The sequence below is a fragment of the Pseudomonas sp. TE3786 genome (assembly GCF_054057335.1).
Map to the genome: position 1 here is coordinate 25,763 of NZ_JBSRZF010000001.1, position 16,408 is coordinate 42,170.

The 16,408-nt window shown below is 60.2% G+C and carries 15 protein-coding genes, 1 tRNA gene and 1 pseudogene; 13 read left to right on the forward strand and 4 right to left on the reverse strand.

Annotated features, from left to right (window positions below; genetic code table 11):
- Window positions 1-96: 96 nt before the first annotated feature.
- The 5 genes from ACVW0Y_RS00110 (at window position 97) to ACVW0Y_RS00130 (ending at window position 5,301) form a co-directional block, all read left to right on the forward strand.
- Window positions 97-1,170: a DUF2333 family protein gene (locus ACVW0Y_RS00110; RefSeq protein WP_457435219.1), complete on the forward strand. Its 1,074-nt coding sequence runs from the start codon at window positions 97-99 to the stop codon at window positions 1,168-1,170.
- Entirely contained in the window at window positions 1,170-1,730 is a 561-nt protein-coding gene (locus tag ACVW0Y_RS00115) for an NUDIX hydrolase (protein ID WP_457435221.1), read from the forward strand. Before ACVW0Y_RS00110 ends, ACVW0Y_RS00115 begins: the two co-directional genes overlap by 1 nt.
- A gap of 194 nt (window positions 1,731-1,924) precedes the next feature.
- Entirely contained in the window at window positions 1,925-2,296 is a 372-nt protein-coding gene (locus ACVW0Y_RS00120; RefSeq protein WP_457435222.1) for a translation initiation factor Sui1, read from the forward strand.
- A 140-nt stretch (window positions 2,297-2,436) separates the two neighbouring features.
- A complete protein-coding gene (speA, locus tag ACVW0Y_RS00125) occupies window positions 2,437-4,350 on the forward strand; it encodes an arginine decarboxylase (protein ID WP_457435224.1) in 1,914 nt (637 codons plus the stop codon).
- 81 nt (window positions 4,351-4,431) lie between these two features.
- On the forward strand, window positions 4,432-5,301 hold the full coding sequence (locus tag ACVW0Y_RS00130; RefSeq protein ID WP_457435226.1) for an alpha/beta hydrolase: 870 nt from the start codon (window positions 4,432-4,434) through the stop codon (window positions 5,299-5,301).
- A gap of 129 nt (window positions 5,302-5,430) precedes the next feature.
- Here ACVW0Y_RS00130 and ACVW0Y_RS00135 read toward each other — a convergent pair whose 3' ends face one another.
- Together ACVW0Y_RS00135 and ACVW0Y_RS00140 are read right to left on the reverse strand one after the other, a co-directional pair.
- Complete coding sequence (locus ACVW0Y_RS00135; RefSeq protein WP_457435228.1) at window positions 5,431-5,637, reverse strand: hypothetical protein; 207 nt, start codon at window positions 5,635-5,637, stop codon at window positions 5,431-5,433.
- Window positions 5,638-5,740: 103 nt separating this feature from the next.
- On the reverse strand, window positions 5,741-6,064 hold the full coding sequence (locus tag ACVW0Y_RS00140) for a YdcA family protein (protein WP_457435230.1): 324 nt from the start codon (window positions 6,062-6,064) through the stop codon (window positions 5,741-5,743).
- Window positions 6,065-6,307: 243 nt separating this feature from the next.
- Here ACVW0Y_RS00140 and ACVW0Y_RS00145 point away from each other — a divergent pair, with 243 nt between their 5' ends.
- The 3 genes and pseudogenes from ACVW0Y_RS00145 to ACVW0Y_RS00155 all read left to right on the forward strand — a co-directional run bounded on the left by ACVW0Y_RS00145 (window position 6,308) and on the right by ACVW0Y_RS00155 (window position 7,610).
- On the forward strand, window positions 6,308-6,679 hold the full coding sequence (locus ACVW0Y_RS00145) for a hypothetical protein (RefSeq protein WP_457435232.1): 372 nt from the start codon (window positions 6,308-6,310) through the stop codon (window positions 6,677-6,679).
- A gap of 373 nt (window positions 6,680-7,052) precedes the next feature.
- Window positions 7,053-7,325 carry a type II toxin-antitoxin system Phd/YefM family antitoxin gene (locus tag ACVW0Y_RS00150; RefSeq protein WP_457435233.1) on the forward strand — a complete coding sequence of 91 codons (273 nt, stop codon included), beginning with the start codon at window positions 7,053-7,055 and terminating at the stop codon, window positions 7,323-7,325.
- A gap of 14 nt (window positions 7,326-7,339) precedes the next feature.
- A pseudogene (locus tag ACVW0Y_RS00155) lies at window positions 7,340-7,610 on the forward strand (type II toxin-antitoxin system RelE family toxin).
- A 94-nt stretch (window positions 7,611-7,704) separates the two neighbouring features.
- Here ACVW0Y_RS00155 and ACVW0Y_RS00160 read toward each other — a convergent pair.
- Together ACVW0Y_RS00160 and ACVW0Y_RS00165 are read right to left on the reverse strand one after the other, a co-directional pair.
- Window positions 7,705-7,781, reverse strand: a tRNA-Met gene (locus tag ACVW0Y_RS00160).
- A gap of 86 nt (window positions 7,782-7,867) precedes the next feature.
- On the reverse strand, window positions 7,868-10,741 hold the full coding sequence (locus tag ACVW0Y_RS00165; protein WP_457435235.1) for a sensor domain-containing phosphodiesterase: 2,874 nt from the start codon (window positions 10,739-10,741) through the stop codon (window positions 7,868-7,870).
- A gap of 372 nt (window positions 10,742-11,113) precedes the next feature.
- Between ACVW0Y_RS00165 and ACVW0Y_RS00170 the strand changes: the two genes are divergently transcribed.
- Genes ACVW0Y_RS00170 through ACVW0Y_RS00190 form a run of 5 tightly spaced genes read left to right on the forward strand, consistent with a single transcriptional unit; the run spans window position 11,114 to window position 16,385 of the window.
- On the forward strand, window positions 11,114-12,640 hold the full coding sequence (locus ACVW0Y_RS00170) for a B12-binding domain-containing radical SAM protein (protein ID WP_457435237.1): 1,527 nt from the start codon (window positions 11,114-11,116) through the stop codon (window positions 12,638-12,640).
- A 2-nt stretch (window positions 12,641-12,642) separates the two neighbouring features.
- A complete protein-coding gene (locus tag ACVW0Y_RS00175) occupies window positions 12,643-13,635 on the forward strand; it encodes a GHMP family kinase ATP-binding protein (RefSeq protein WP_457435239.1) in 993 nt (330 codons plus the stop codon).
- 2 nt (window positions 13,636-13,637) lie between these two features.
- Entirely contained in the window at window positions 13,638-14,591 is a 954-nt protein-coding gene (locus ACVW0Y_RS00180) for a GDP-L-fucose synthase family protein (protein WP_457435240.1), read from the forward strand.
- Window positions 14,584-15,417, forward strand: coding sequence for a transketolase (locus tag ACVW0Y_RS00185; RefSeq protein WP_457435242.1), 834 nt, complete (start codon window positions 14,584-14,586; stop codon window positions 15,415-15,417). The genes ACVW0Y_RS00180 and ACVW0Y_RS00185 overlap by 8 nt, the downstream gene beginning before the upstream one ends.
- 5 nt (window positions 15,418-15,422) lie before the next feature.
- Window positions 15,423-16,385, forward strand: coding sequence for a transketolase family protein (locus tag ACVW0Y_RS00190; RefSeq protein ID WP_457435244.1), 963 nt, complete (start codon window positions 15,423-15,425; stop codon window positions 16,383-16,385).
- Window positions 16,386-16,408: the final 23 nt, after the last annotated feature.

The following is a 16,408-nucleotide window of genomic DNA, read 5'->3' on the forward strand; positions in this document are numbered from 1 at the left end:
GCGCATCCGCAAGCGCTTCCCTTATAGTGCCACGCAGGCGGCACCCTCTAGCCAGGCTGTGGTCGAACTGCTGACTTCGATTGAAAGGACAAGGCCATGTTGAATTGGAAGAACCGCGCGAGCTCTGTGCGCGATGGCGTCGGTAACTCGGTAGATGGCGCTCGTAGCTACTTCGGTGGCCTGTGGGTAAGCCGCGCACTGGGTACTTTGCTGGCACTTTATTTGATCGCTGCCGGCTTGATCGGCTGGTGGTGGAGCCAGGAACCGGGTCTGTTTCAAGTGCAACAAAATGCACAGCAGGCCGCCCAACAAGCCAACCGCCAACTGGTCAGCGGTTACACCACAGTAGAAACCCTGAAGAAAGTAGTGTCCACCCTGTTGGACAAACCCGGCGGCTACCTCTCCAACGACCTCGCACCTCCCGGCCTGTGGCTGGATAACATGCCCAGCTTCGAATACGGCGTGCTGGTGCAGGTTCGCGATCTTTCCCGCGCCTTGCGCAAAGACTTCGCCCGCTCGCAAACCCAATCCACCGAAGACCCGGATCTGGCCAAGGCCGAACCGCGCTTCAACTTCGACAATAAAAGCTGGGCCCTACCGGCTTCCGAAGCCGAATACCGCGAAGGCATCAAATCCCTCGACCGCTACCTGGCCCGTCTCGCCGACCCGAACCAACCGAGCGCGCAGTTCTATACCCGCGCCGACAACCTGAATAACTGGCTGGGCGATACCGCCACCCGCTTGGGTTCGTTGTCTCAGCGTCTGTCGGCCAGCGTTGGCCAAGTGCGTCTGAACAGCGCCACCAAGGAGCCCCAGCAAAGCGTGACCGCAGGCGATGTGCCGGCCGTGCGCGAAGAAGTCTACGAAACGCCGTGGATGCAGATCGACAACGTGTTCTACGAAGCCCGTGGCCAAGCCTGGGCACTGTCGCACATTCTGCGGGCCATCGAAGTGGACTTCGCCGACGTGCTGGCGAAAAAGAACGCCACCGTCAGCGTGCGGCAGATCATTCGTGAGCTGGAAGCCTGCCAGGAGCCGCTGTGGAGCCCGATGGTGCTCAATGGCAGCGGCTACGGCATTCTCGCCAACCACTCGCTGGTGATGGCCAACTACATTTCCCGCGCCAACGCCGCGATCATCGACTTGCGCCAGCTGTTGAGCCAGGGTTGATGGTTGCTGTGTCCCCCCAGGAGGCCGCCCACCGCGCGGCCTCCGATGCCGAACAGATTGCCTGGGTGGATGAGGCTGACAACGAGCTTGGCGGCCTGCCGCGCGCCGAATTGCGCGAGCGCGGGCTGATCGGCCGTGGCACGGTGATTCTGCTGTTCAACAGTGCCGGTGAGTTATGCGTGCATCGCCGCACCCTGAGCAAGGCCATCTACCCGGGCTACTGGGATGTGGCCGCTGGCGGGATGGTCAAGCAGGGCGAAGGCTACTTGGAGTCGGCGACCCGCGAGCTGGAAGAAGAACTCGGCATCAGCGGCGTACCCTTGCGCGAACATATGCGTTTTCTCTTCGATGAGCCCGACAATCGCCTGTGGTGTGCCGTATTTTCCGCAGTCTCCGATGGGCCCTTGCGCCTGCAGCCCGAAGAGGTTTTAGAGGCGCGTTTCATGCCTATCGAGGCCGTGTTGGCCGCCGCGCTAAACCAGCCGTTCTGCCCCGATTCCCTCGAAGCCTTCAAGCGCTATTTGCGCAGTGGCCAGGCAGGTCGCGAATTCGGCGTTTAATGGCGCAAATTGGCTATTAGCAACAGCCGGATTTATCGGTACACTGCGCCGCCTTTCCAGCCTGAGCCTCCCGGCCCAGGTGCGCTGCCCCTGCCAGAGTGGGGCTTCGCGGCTGACACCTTTGTCAGCTAGTCGCTTTCAGGTCCATCAACTTAATAACGCTGCGCTGGACCTTCCTGACCGAGGACAACCCGGTGGTCAAGAAAGCTTCGTCCTTTTCCGCCCTTGGCGGTTTGGTGTTTTCCACCGATGCAGGCCGGCATTGCCCGGATTGCAGCAAACCTGTGGACGCCTGCATCTGCAAACAGACCGCCATTCCCGAAGGGGATGGCATCGCCCGTGTACGCCGGGAAACCAAAGGTCGTGGCGGCAAGACGGTAACCACCATCACCGGCATTCCCCTGGCTGAAGAACCGTTGAAAGAGTTGGCCAGCCTGCTCAAACGGCGTTGCGGTTGCGGCGGTTCGTTGAAAGACGGTGTCATCGAAATCCAGGGCGACCATGTGCAGCTGCTGCTCGATGAATTGCTCAAACAGGGCTTCAAAGCGAAGAAATCTGGCGGCTGAACCGTTGCCTCCTAAACTTCTGCTTTGCCCGGTTAACCAGCGACGCGTCTGAACACCTCAGTAATCGTCATGTCCACTGCTTACCTTGCACGAGTCGGGGCTGCCCGACGCTTTTGAATTCTTGATAGAAGGGAACCTGAATGTCCGTACGACGCACACGTAAAGATGACGGCAGCCAATGGACAGTCGCGGACAGCCGCAGCGTTTATGGCATTCGCCATTGGGGTGCCGGTTATTTCGCCATCAGCGAAGCAGGCCGTGTCGAAGTGCGCCCCAGCGGCCCCAACAGCGCGCCCATCGACCTCTTCGAGCAGGTTGAAGAACTGCGCCAGAGCGGTCTGTCGCTGCCCTTGCTGGTGCGCTTCCCGGATATTCTGCAAGACCGTGTACGCCAGCTGACGGGTGCCTTCGACGCCAATATCGCGCGCCTCGAATACCAGAGCCAATACACCGCGCTGTACCCGATCAAGGTCAACCAACAGGAAGCGGTGGTGGAAAACATCATCGCCACCCAGAACGTCTCCATCGGCCTTGAAGCCGGCTCCAAACCCGAGCTGCTGGCCGTGCTGGCGCTGGCCCCGAAAGGCGGCACCATCGTCTGCAACGGCTACAAAGACCGCGAATTCATTCGCCTGGCGCTGATGGGGCAGAAGCTTGGCCACAACGTATTCATCGTCATCGAAAAAGAATCCGAAGTGCAGCTGGTGATCGAAGAAGCCGCTGACCTCAAGGTTGCCCCGCAGGTTGGCCTGCGCGTGCGCCTGTCGTCCCTGGCCTCGAGCAAATGGGCCGATACCGGTGGCGAGAAATCCAAATTCGGTTTGTCTGCCGCGCAGCTACTGTCGGTGGTCGAGCGCTTCCGCGCCGCCAAACTCGACCAGGGCATTCGCCTGCTGCACTTCCACATGGGCTCGCAGATCGCCAACCTGGCCGACTACCAACACGGCTTCAAAGAAGCCATTCGGTACTACGGCGAACTGCGCGGCCTCGGCCTGCCGGTCGACCACATCGATGTCGGCGGCGGCCTGGGCGTGGACTACGACGGCACCCACTCGCGCAACGCCAGCTCGATCAACTACGACATGGATGACTACGCTGGCGTAGTCGTCGGCATGCTCAAAGAATTCTGCGATGCCCAGGAACTGCCGCATCCGCATATCTTCTCGGAAAGTGGCCGCTCCCTCACCGCCCACCACGCCATGCTGGTGGTGCAAGTGACAGACGTGGAAAAACACAACGACGACGTGCCGAAAATCGACGACAAGGAAACCTTGCCGGAAACCGTGCAATGGCTGGTCGACCTGCTGGGCCCGACCGACCTGGAAATGGTCACCGAAACCTACTGGCGCGCCACCCACTACATGAGCGACGTGGCCAGCCAGTACGCCGACGGCAAAATCACCCTGACTCAGAAGGCGCTGGCCGAGCAGTGCTACTTCGCCGTCTGCCGCCGTCTGCACAACTCGCTGAAAGCCCGCCAGCGCTCGCACCGCCAGGTGCTGGACGAACTCAACGACAAGCTCGCCGACAAATACATCTGCAACTTCTCGGTGTTCCAGAGCCTGCCGGACACCTGGGCCATCGGCCAGGTGCTGCCGATTCTGCCGCTGCATCGTCTGGGCGAAGAACCGCTGCGTCGCGCCGTGCTGCAGGATCTGACCTGCGACTCCGACGGCAAGATCAAGCAATACGTCGACGAGCAGAGCATCGAAACCAGCCTGCCCGTGCACGAAGTACGTGAAGGCGAAGACTACCTGCTGGGCATCTTCCTGGTCGGTGCCTACCAGGAAATTCTCGGCGACATGCACAACCTGTTCGGTGACACCGACTCGGTGAACATCTACCAGAACCCGGACGGCACCGCCTACCACGCCGGCATCGAAACCCACGACACCATCGAAGACATGCTGCGTTACGTGCACCTGTCGCCGGAGGAGTTGATGACCCACTACCGCGACAAAGTCGCCAGCGCCAAGATCAGCCCACGGGAACGCACCCAGTTCCTCGACGCACTGCGCTTGGGGCTGACACGCTCGTCGTACCTGTCGTCATAAGCTGAACGACGCCGCTACAGACCCCTTCTGTAGCGGCGTTTTTGCATCGGGCCTGCAGCTGTATCCATCCAAGGATTCCCCATGCGCCGACTGCTTACCCCGGTTTTTCTCGCCCTCAGCACGCTGTTCAGCGCCTGCTCACCGGTCGGTTTGCTCAACGCCGTCAGCCCCACCGACAGCTACAGCAAAACCAGCGCCATCGCCTACGGCAGCGACCCCCGGCAACAACTCGACATCTACACCCCCACCGTCAAAAAAGCCGGCCCCACGCCCGTGGTGCTGTTCTTCTACGGTGGCAGCTGGAACAGCGGCGAGCGCAACGACTACCGCTTTGTTGGCGAAGCCTTAGCCAGCCAAGGCTACGTAACGGTGATCGCCGACTACCGACTTTATCCACAGGTGCGCTACCCCGAGTTTCTCAAAGACGGCGCGCAAGCCTTCGCCTGGGTACGCCAACACATCAGCAACTACGGCGGCGATCCCGAACAGCTGTTTCTGATGGGCCATAGCGCCGGTGCCTATAACGCCGCCATGCTCGCCCTTGATCCGCGTCTCCTGGCCGAGGTTCACCTCGACGCCAGCGCCATTCGAGGCTGGATCGGCCTGGCCGGCCCCTACGATTTCCTGCCCATCGAAAACCCCGACGTGCGCCCGGTATTCTTCTTCCCCAACAGCCCGCCGGACTCACAACCGATCAACCAGGTCAGCGCCAACGCACCTCCGGCATTGCTGATGGCCGCCACCGAAGACCAACTCGTCAACCCGCAACGCAATACCGGCGGGCTGGCCAAGCGCCTGCGGGAACTGGGCGTGTCGGTGAGCGAGCATTACTACGATAACGTCAGCCACATCACCCTGGTGGGCACCTTGTCCCGACCGCTGCGTTACAAGGCACCGGCATTGGAAGAGATTGCGCGGTTTATCGACAGCGATGGCGGGCGTAGGCCCTGAGAAAAACGCGGTTCAACCGGATGGCCGCTCCATCCTACGAGACCGCAAAAACGGTAGGAGCGGCCGGTCCGGCGCTCTGGTTAGCCGCGATGCTTTTAGTGCCACTGATTTCCCAATTTCGGGGCGCTGTTAAGGCGTGCCAAGTTTCAGCCCGCTCAACAGCAGATGGGACGTGACCGCCCAACCAATCACACTCAACACCCCCAACACCACATATCCCACCACAATGCCCAGCGCGATCTGCTTCCACAGGCCGGCATGCGGATTCGCGCTGCCGTTGGTGGCGCGGACAGGGCGGTCGCGTTCCGCGCGGATATCGTCGAAGTCGTCTCTCATCTCGTGTCCTCTGCGCTTCTCGGCGCTTTCAAAATTTCGACCGGCCTATCGGGGCGCGGGTGTTGCTGGCCATTCTACGGTTCGGCCCCCAATAGCCGAACGACTACTTGCGTCGATAACTCTTGTTGCCGGACGGCGTCATACAGAACTCCCCACCCCGCGGCCCGACACACAGCGTGCCGCCGCCACAGGGGCAGTCACCACCGCCGCTGCCATCGATGGTCTTTAATGGTGCCTGACTGCCGCCATAGCTCGCCGCGCAGTTCTTCTTCGACCCGCTGATGGAGCCGTCCCGACACACAAACAACTCGCCATCGCAGCGGGCGATGCCGCCTTTGGCACCCGAGCAGGGCGTGTTGGCGGCAAGGCCGACTTGGGTGAGGCAGAGGGTTAGCAGGAGGGCTACCTGCACAGGGCGGAGGAGCACGGCGAAATCCTTTTTGCGCGTTAAGCGGCGAATTCGCCACGTCGACCTACAGGGTTCTATCCCGCGTCTTTTTTGCTGGCGGGATGCAGCAGATTCTGCCCAGCCAGGGTGCTGTCGTCACCTAAGACTTAGTAAAACCTATCTCCTACCCCAGCCCTGTACTTCGCCAGTAAATCCATTTCTGCCATCATCCGCGCACATCGGCCCAAGGTTTCGTTTGAACACGCAGAGAGGGGGGAGGCCATGCTCAACGCACGAATTGCCGTCGTCCTCGTTGCAATGCTGGTTCCCTACTTGGCGCGGCTGCCAGGCGGAATGGAATGGCTGGCTCAATACACCAACGCCGATATTCGTGGCTGGCTATTGCTGCAGGCATTCAACGCCATAGCCTGGGGCAGCATCCTGGCCATCAGCCTTGCTTACCGCCGCCCGGCAGCCCTCTTAGCGCCCGCGCTGCTGGGCTTCGGCTATTTGGCCTGGGCGCACTACTCGCTTGATCTGGCTGGGGATGCGCAGGCGGCGGTGGGCATCGTCTTCATACCTATCTATGCATTGCTGCCGATTGTTATCGGAGGGATCGCTGGGTATGGGGTTGATCGGCGATTGAGGAAATAGGGGGGCGGACGCGATACAGCTGCTCCCATTTTCTATTGCTGCTACATGCTCGTCGGAGCCTCATCCGAGGCAAACAGGTAGTGAGGCCAGGTCAGGCGCGGGCAATGTCTTGGCCGTTTTCCTATCCCCTTCAGATAATTAAAAGAGTGCTGATTAGAGTGCTTTTCTTGGTGTTTTTATGGATGTTACGCTGCGCAAGCTTAGCCCCGTGTTCGCACAGTTAGCCTCATCAAGAAAAGTCCTTAACCATAGGTAGCTAGGCCAATGCAGACAGCCTGGATGAGCTAAGCGGAATTAGTTCCAGAGGCCGGCCATTACAGATAGCTCAGGCAGCCAATAGATACGCAAATAGCGAGAACAGGTGGATATGGCAATGACATATGCAGTGCTGGCCAACGTTGCAGCGTCGGTGACAGACCTGAAAAAAGACCCCATGGGCACCATCCGCGAAGGCGGCGGCGAAACCGTTGTTATCCTCAACCGAAACGAACCGGCTTTCTACGCGGTTCCGCCGGCACGGTATGCGGCCATGCTGGAATTGATTGATGATCTGCGACTGGCTGAACTTGTCCGCGAGCGGCGCGGCGAACCCACTGTCCGAGTAGGCATCGATGATGCTCATCGCAGAAGCCGACGGAGCCGGTAAAGAGTAAGTACGCGCTGGAGTTCAACGCCCGAGCGTTGAAAGAGTGGAAACGGCTGGATAGCACTATTCAGTTGCAGTTTGCCAAGAAGCTGAAAGAGCGTCTTGATAACCCTCGGGGCTGACAAACTCAGGGGGATGCCGGATTGCTACAAGATCAAGCTACGTGCGGCGGGATATCGCCTCGTGTACGAGGTGGTGGACCGTGTGCTGATCGTTACGGTTATCGCGGTAGGTAAGCGTGAAAGAAGCGAGGCGTATGACGCAGCTTCAAAGCGAATCGAGTGAGGGCGCAAGGCGCTGAGCTTGCCGACGTAGTCTCTGCTGAATCGCTACCCCACAAACAACAAAGGCCTACCCGAAGGTAAGCCTTTGTTTTGTTTGGTGGCTACACAGGGACTTGAACCCCGGACCCCAGCATTATGAATGCTATGCTCTAACCAACTGAGCTATGTAGCCAAGTGGCGCGCATTATTCTTGGCTCGGGCTTGGCTGTCAAGCTTAAATTCCTTCCTTTTTTCACGCACGATCAAGCGCTTAGCTATTTAGTGGGTGTCGCTGTGGGCGGTGCCGTTGGGCTGCATAAGCGGGTTTTGTGTGAGCTGCTCAAGGGCCAGGGGTTTGGCGAAGAAGTAGCCTTGCGCTTGGCCGGCACCGATCTCGCGCAGCAGCTGCAGGGTGGCTTGGTCTTCGACGCCTTCGGCCACTACCGACAATCCCAGAGACTCCGCCATACGCACGATGGCGCGGACGATGGCGCGGCTGCGGGCGCTGGTGGTGAGTTCGAAGATAAAGGATTTGTCGATTTTCAAGCCGCTGAATTGGTACTGATGGACGTAGCTGAGGGAGGAAAAACCCGAGCCGAAGTCGTCGAGTACCACGCTCATGCCCTGGTCGGAGAGTTGCTGCATGGTCAGTTGCGCCTGGGCAGGTTCGGCCACCAGGGCACCTTCGGTAAGTTCCAGGCAGATGCGTGCCGGGGCGATGTTGTGGCGGGCCAGTAGGGCCAGTACTTCTTCGGCAAACTCCGGGCGGGTGATGCTGTAGCTGGAGCAGTTGACGTGTACCGGTGGCCAGTTGGCGTGTTCGGGCTGGGCGAGGATTTCCGCTACGCAGTTGAGCATGTACAGGTCGAGGCGGCCGATCAGGCGCAGGCCTTCCAGAGCGGGTAGGAAATAGCCGGGGGCGAGCACGCTGCCGTCTGGTTGATGCCAGCGAATCAGGGCTTCCAGTGACACCAGTTCCCCGGTGCATACGTTTACGATCGGTTGGAAGTAGGGCACCAGTTCGTCGCTGCGTTTCAGCGCGTTGCGCAGGGCACCTTCGCGCTCCATCTGGTCGGAGACTTCGCGGCGCAGTTCCTGGTTGAACACGGCAAAGCTGTCACGGCCGGCGTTTTTTACCCGGTACATGGCAGTGTCGGCGTCGCGCAGCAGGTCGGCGGGTTCCTGGTGGAACTGTTGGTCGGCGCTGACGATGCCAATGCTGCAGGAGGAAAACAGGGTGTGGCCGTCGATGGCGAAGGGCACATCGAATTCGGTGAGGATGCGTTCGGCAATGCCGATGGCCACTTCCAGCGGTGCACCGGGGGCGAGCACGGCGAATTCGTCACCGCCCAGACGCGCCAGCAGGTCACTGCCGCGCAGGCAGGCGCGCAGGCGGGCGGCGGCTTCGGTGAGCAGCAGGTCGCCGAAGTGGTGGCCCAGGCTGTCGTTGATCAGCTTGAAGCGGTCGAGGTCGATAAACATCACCACCAGTTGTTTGCCGTGCTCATGGAATTCATTCCAGGCCAGGTTGAGGCGGTGTTGCAGGTGAGCGCGGTTGGGCAGGCCGGTGAGGGCGTCGTGGGTGTTTTCGTGTTGCAGTTTGGCGTTGGCGTAGTCCAGCTCGCGGGTGCGGCTCTGTACCCGTTCTTCCAGTTGCAGGTTGGCGGCCTGCACCGCTTCAGCGGCGTTGCGGCGCGAGAAGGCGGTGTCGATATGCCGCGAGACGAAGGTCAGCAGGTCCTGGTCGCGCAGGGTATAGCGCACTGTGGGTTCGTAGCTTTGCACCACCAGTACACCGCGCACGTCGTTGTCGGCGAACAACGGAATGCCCAGCCAGGACTGTGAGCGCACCGGCTCTTTGCTGCGCTCGATCTCGCCACTGTCCATCAGCCGTGAGGCTTCGTCGTAGTCGATCAGGCACGGGCGGCGCTGGCGAATCACATATTCGGTCAGGCCACGGCGGCCGCGGCGCGAGTGTGGCGGGTCGCTGCGCTGTTCGTCGACGAAGTAGGGGAAGCTCACTTCATCGGTCCGCCGGTCGAATTGGGCGATATAGAAGTTGAGGGCGAACAGCAGCTCGCCAACGATGCTGTGCAGGCCGCGAAACAGGTCGACCATTTCCCCAGGCTGGCTGGACAGCTCGGTGATCTGGAACAGCGCACTTTGCAGGTGTTCGGCGCGCTCGCGGTCGGCTACTTCCTGGCGCAGGGTGTGGTTCAGTTCCGACAGCTGCAGGGTGCGCCGCGACACGGTTTCTTCCAGGTCGGCGCGGTGCAGGATGCGGTCCAGGGCCATGGCCACGTGGCGCACCACCACCAGAAACAGGGCCTGGTCTTCGGAGCTGTATATCCGGGACTTTTCATACACCTGCATCGCCAGCATGCCGAAGACTTCGTCGGAGGCGTTCTTCAGCGGCGCGCCCATCCAGAACTCGGGTTTGTGCCCCACGCAGAAAAACCGCCCCTGGGCTTCGGCGGAAAAAATGCCGACGGCATCGATCAGCAAAGGCTGGCCGCTGGTAAGCACCATGCCAGTGAGGGACAGGTGCTCGGGGTCGAGGTACTCGTAGGTCTCGGCTTCCAGCGCCTCGGTGTCGATGATATCGACGTAGTAGGGGTAGGTGATCTTGCGGGTGTCGCAGTCGTACAGCGCCAGGTAGAAGTTTTCCGCGTCGATCAAGTTGGCCAACTGCTGGTGCACGCCCATCAGGAACTCGGAGCGCTCGCGGGTGGAGGTGGCCAGGTAGGTGATTTCGTACAACACGCGCTGGGTCAATTGAGCGCGGGCCAGGGTGATGGTCTGCAGGTGCTGGCCGAGCTGCTGGGCCAGGCCGCTCAAGGCCAGTTTGTTCTGTTCGTCGTCGCTGGCCACCGCCGGGGCCAGCAGCCAACCCAGGACGTTTTCGCCACTGCCGGTGGCCCAGCGCTGCAGCTGGTGGGTTTGGCAGAAAGTGTCGAGCTGCTCCGGGCGCAGGGTGGCGGGCCAACTCTGCTGCGGGTCGCCTTGCCCGCTCAGGTGCAATTGGTCGTTGACCCGATACCAGGCCCAGGCGCGGTTATGGACCCAGCCCCCGGCGATGCTGAGCAGGCTGGCGATGGCGCTCGCAGCGGTGGCGGAAAGGGGCAGACCATGGGGCAGAGCAGATGAATTCATTGGCACTCCGGGCCAGTAACGTCGGCTGGGGCTCATCTTCAGGCCATATGGCGGGGCTGGCAAGCCGCGTGACAGCGAGGGAGTAAGCCGATGGCAGGGCCAACGACCAAACGAAACGGATGAAGGGCCACTATTTTTTATTTCCAAAAATGGCGGTGTTGGATAAGTGCAGCTAGTGTCGATGTGTCAATGGCGAGATGAGGCACCCGCTGATCGGCCGGTAGTACCGTTCCTTGATTTCTTGGACTGGCAAATGGACGCCAAGCCAAAGTAGCCCTAAGGGCAGACTTGATCTGCTCTTGAGCTGGAACCGACTGCAGATGGTGGGCTGTAGGTTGGAATAGGCTGAATGTAGAGGGAATTGCAGTGCTTATGGACGTTTTATTCGTCACGCCAGATTCGTCAGCCAAAGCCTATCAAGGGCTGGCTGATGTGTACTCAGCAATAGAACCGCCCACCTGGTCGCTGCTTTTAGCGGAGTCATGCCGCAGCCTGGGTTTTAGCGCGGCGATTCTCGATTGCGATGCGCAGCGGCTGAGCCTGGAGCAGTCAGTGCTGCGCATAGAGGCCTATCAGGCGCGCCTGGTGGTCTTTGTGATCTACGGGCAGAACCCCAATTCCGGCACCACCAGCATGATCGGGGCGCTTGAGCTGGCGACTGCGCTCAAGGAACAGTCCCCGCTCTTCAAGATCTGCTTTGTCGGCTCGCACGTCAGTGCGCTGCCGCGCGAGGTGCTGGCGCACCCCTGCGTCGATATCGTGTTGCTCAACGAGGGCGTCTACGCGCTGCACAATCTGCTTAGAAGCAATCTGGGCGATGACCTCTGCACCATCAAGGGCATAGGTTACAAGCAGATCGGCCCGGCCAACTTCTGCATGCCGATGCTCAACCCGCCCGAGCGGTTGGTGCCCCAGGAGCGGATGGACATCGATATGCCGGGCTATGCCTGGGATCTGCTGCCTTATAACGAGCGCCCGCTGGATCTGTACCGCGCGCACTTCTGGCATGCCGGTTTCGATCACAACAACCGCACGCCGTTTGCGGCGATCTACACCTCGCTGGGCTGCAACTTCGGTTGCAACTTTTGCATGATCAATATCCTTAACCGCACCGATAACGCCGACGACGTCGATGCTTCGAGCTTTCGCGGCATGCGCTTCTGGAGCCCGGCGTGGGTGATGCGCGAAATGGAAAAGCTGGCCCGCTTGGGTGTGCATACCCTGCGCATCAGCGATGAGATGTTCTTCCTTAATCGCAAGTTCTATCAGCCGATTCTCGATCAGGTCATCGAGCGCGAATTCAATTTCAATATGTGGACCTACTCGCGGGTCGATACCGTTCGCCGCGATGCCTTGGAGACATTCAAAAAAGCCGGGGTGAACTGGCTGGCGCTGGGGGTCGAGGCCGGCAACCAGATGGTTCGTCAGGAAGTATCCAAAGGGTCATTTAAAGAGGTGAACATCCGCGATGTGTGCAATGGCATCCGTGACACGGGCATCAATGTCATCAGCAATTTCATTTTCGGATTTCCCGATGACACCCTCGACACCATGCAGGAAACCCTCAATTTAGCCATCGAGCTGAATTGTGAAATGACCAATATGTACCCCTGCCAGGCCTTGCCCGGCAGCCCCATGCACCGATCGGCGCGGGAAAACGGCTGGAAATTGCCGTCCAGCTACGAAGGTTTCGCGTTTTTGTCGTACGAGTGCGAGCCACTGCCAACGAAGTATCTGTCAGCCGCTCAGGTGTTGAAATTTCGCGATGAAGCCTGGCAGCAGTACTTCACGAATCCGCTGTATTTGGATCTCGTCCAGGAGAAGTTCGGCCTTGTGCAGCGTCAGAACATTGAAGCGATGACGCGCATCAAGCTCAAACGCAAATTGCTGGGGGATTGACCGTGATATTGACTCGCACACCCTATCGCATCTCCTTTTTTGGCGGAGGCACTGACTACCCCGGCTGGTACCGCAACGAGGGGGGCGTGGTGATTTCCACCTCGATCGACAAGTACTGCTATATCAACTGTCGCCATCTGCCGCCGTTCTTTGATCACAAGTACCGGATCGTTTACTCCAGCATCGAGAACGTGATGGAGCCGAGCGAGATTCAACACCCCGCGGTGCGTGAGGTGCTGCGCTATATGTGCTGTGACCGCGGGCTGGAGATTCACCACGACGGCGATTTGCCGGCGCGCTCCGGGCTGGGTTCCAGCTCTTCGTTTACCGTCGGGCTTTTACATGCCTTGAAAGCGCTTAACGGTGAGCAGGTTTGCCACGACTCATTGGCCAAGATGGCCATTCATGTCGAGCAGAATCTGATCAAGGAAAGCGTAGGTTCCCAGGACCAGGTGGCTGCAGCCTACGGTGGTTTCAACCGTATCGACTTTCATCGCAACGGCAACTTCGACGTGGCACCGATCATCCTGCCGGAGGCCCGCCTGCAGTACCTGCAGGACCATTTGATGCTGTTCTTTACCGGCTTTTCGCGCATCGCCTCGGAAATTGCACAGAGCCAGATCCAGAACATCTCCGCCCGCCACAGCGAACTGACGCAGATGATGCAAATGGCGGATGAAGCCATGTCGGTGCTGCAGTCCACCGGATCGCTGGACGACTTCGGCACCCTGCTGCATGAAAGCTGGTGCCTGAAAAAGAGCCTCTCCAATCGGGTCAGCAACAAAGACCTCGACCTTATCTATGACACCGCCCGCTCGGCAGGGGCGATGGGCGGCAAATTGCTTGGCGCGGGGGGCGGCGGATTCATGCTGTTTTTCGTCAAGCCTGAATTGCAGCGCCAGGTTCAGGAGTGCTTGCGCGACCTGGTCCATGTGCCGTTCCGCTTTGAGAACTCCGGGAGCCGTGTGGTTCTTTACCAGCCCAATGGATTTTGAGCATGTCGCTGTCTCTTGCTAAGCACACACGCATCTTTATCGCCGGGCACCGTGGAATGATCGGCTCGGCATTTGTCCGGCACTTCACCGCCGCTGGCTTCACCCAGTTGATTGTGCGCAGCCACGAGGAGCTGGAACTCACCGACAATGCGGCCGTTGCGGCGTTTTTTGCCGAGCAACGTCCGGAGGTGGTGATTCTTGCCGCGGGCAAGGTGGGCGGGATAGTCGAGAACCTCACCTACCCGGCGGATTTCATCACCCGCAACTTGCAGATCCAGACCAACGTTATCCACAGCGCCCACCATAACGGTGTAAAGCGTCTGCTGTTCTTCGCTTCGTCCTGCATGTACCCCCGCGAGTGTCCGCAGCCCATGGCCGAAACGGCGCTGCTCAGCGGCAAACCGGAAGTGACCAGCATGGCCTATGCGATGGCGAAGCTGGCCGGCCTGCAGATGTGCCTGGCGTACAACCAACAGTACGGCGAGCAGCGCTTTATTCCGGTTATCCCCAACAGCGTCTACGGGCCCAACGACAACTTCGATCCACAATCCGGGCATGTGCTGTCGGCCTTGCTCAACCGCTTTCACCGCGCGCTAAAAGCCGCAGACCCGGTCACCACGCTGTGGGGCAGCGGTCGGCCACGGCGCGAGTTTCTCCATGCCGATGATCTGGCGGCCGCCTGCCATCTGCTGTTGCAGACCGATCTTGCCGGCGTCGAACTGCCGATCAATATCGGTAGCGGCCACGACCTGCCGATCAGTGAGCTGGCCCAGTTGATCGCGCAAATCGTCGGTTATCAGGGCGATATCAGTTGGGACACCGAGCGCCCCGACGGCACCTTGCGCAAGCTGCTCGACAGCTCACGCATCCAGGCGCTCGGCTGGCAACCGGGCATCGCGCTGGACACCGGCATCCGCCAAACCTATGGATCTTTTCTGGAGAGCGGCCATGCATAAGATCGAGACGGCGTTTGCCGCGCAGTTGGAGGAAAAAGCGCGCTGGGTCTGGCGCGAAACCCTGAAAATCCACCAGCGATCTCCCGAGACCCGGGTGGCGTCTTCGCTTTCGCCCATCGAGATATTCGTCACCCTGTACTACGGCGGCTTCCTCCGCCAGAAGCCGGACGAGCCGCTCTGGCCGGGACGAGACCGCTGCATCATCAGCAAGGGCCACGGTTCGCTGTGCATGTATCCGATCCTCGCCGACCTGGGCTACTTCCCGGCGGCCGAGCTGGAGCGGGTGTGCATGGCAGGCAGCTTTCTCGGCGGTATTCCGGACCCGGTGATCCCCGGCTACGAAACCATCAACGGCTCACTCGGCCACGGCGTCGGGGTGGCGGCCGGTATGGCTTTGGCCCTGAAGCGCCGGGGGCAGGAGCAACGGGTGCATGTGCTTACCGGTGATGGTGAGCTGCACGAAGGCTCGAACTGGGAGGCCTTTATGTTTGCCGCGCAGCACCGCCTGGACAACCTTACCGTGCTGGTCGACAACAACCAGATCAGCATGCTCGGTGCCACCGACGAGATCATTTCCCATCGTGATCTGCAAGCCAAGTTCAACGCCTTCGGCTGGCAGGCGCAGGTGGTGACAGAAGGGCATTCACCCCAGGCGATTGCCACGGCGCTGAACGCCAGCCGGGCCAGCACCGAGGAAAAACCCCAAGCCATTATCGTCAACACCCGCAAGGGCCACCGGGTGCCAGGGCTGGAAAACGCGCCGCTGTCGCACGTTACCCCGATTGCGCCGGAGCTGATGGAACAGTTGTTGGGGGACCGAGCATGACGGGTATGCAACCGCCGTTAAAACCACGTGCCATGCGCGACACCTTGCTGACCTCGATTCTTGAGGCGATGGAGAGTGACGATGTGTTTTTCGTCACTGCCGATTTTGGCTCACCGGTGCTCGACCATATTCGCGAGCGTTACCCGCAGCGCTTCGTCAATGTCGGCATCGCCGAGCAGAACCTGATCAACGTCTCGGCGGGTCTGGCGCTGGAAGGCTTCAAGGTGTTTGCCTACGCCATTGCGCCCTTTATCACCATGCGCTGTTTCGAGCAGATCCGCGTCAACCTGGCGTTGCTGTCTACCGTGCGGCCACTCAACGTCACCTTGATCGGGGTTGGCGCTGGTTACAGCTATGTGGTCTCCGGGCCAACCCATCAGTGTTACGAAGACATCACGCTGATGCGCAGCATGCCCAATATGCAGCTGTTTTCGCCGGCGGATCAGATCACCTCCAGCCTGCTGGCCAGTGCCTGCCTAACCCGTCCCGGAATCAAATACCTGCGCCTGGATGCCCAGGTTCTGCCGGTGCTCTACGAGCAACAGCGGCCGGATTTCCGCCGCGGTTTTCAGGCCCATGGTGAAGGCCGGGAACTGTGCCTGGTGTCGACCGGCTATATGACCCACACGGCGCTCAAGGTGGCTGATGAACTGGCTGGGGAGGGTATAGACGTGAGGGTGGTGGATCTGTTCGATCTCAGCCGCTTCGACGAAGAGGCCCTGGTGACCTGCCTTCAGGGTGCCCGGGGGATCGTCTCGCTGGAAGAAGGCTTCCAGGGTGCCGGCGGCCTGGATTCCCTGTTGTTCAACCTGCTGTCCCGGCGAGTGCCGGGCAAGCCGTTCCTGAATATAGGTGTGGCACCGCACTATCGATTCGAACTGGGCGACCGGCAAACCCTGCACGAGCAGGTGGGGATCGGCGCTCAGGCGGTCATGCGGAAAATCCGCGATTTCAAGCAAGCACTCTGATCACGCAGCCACTTTGACCACGG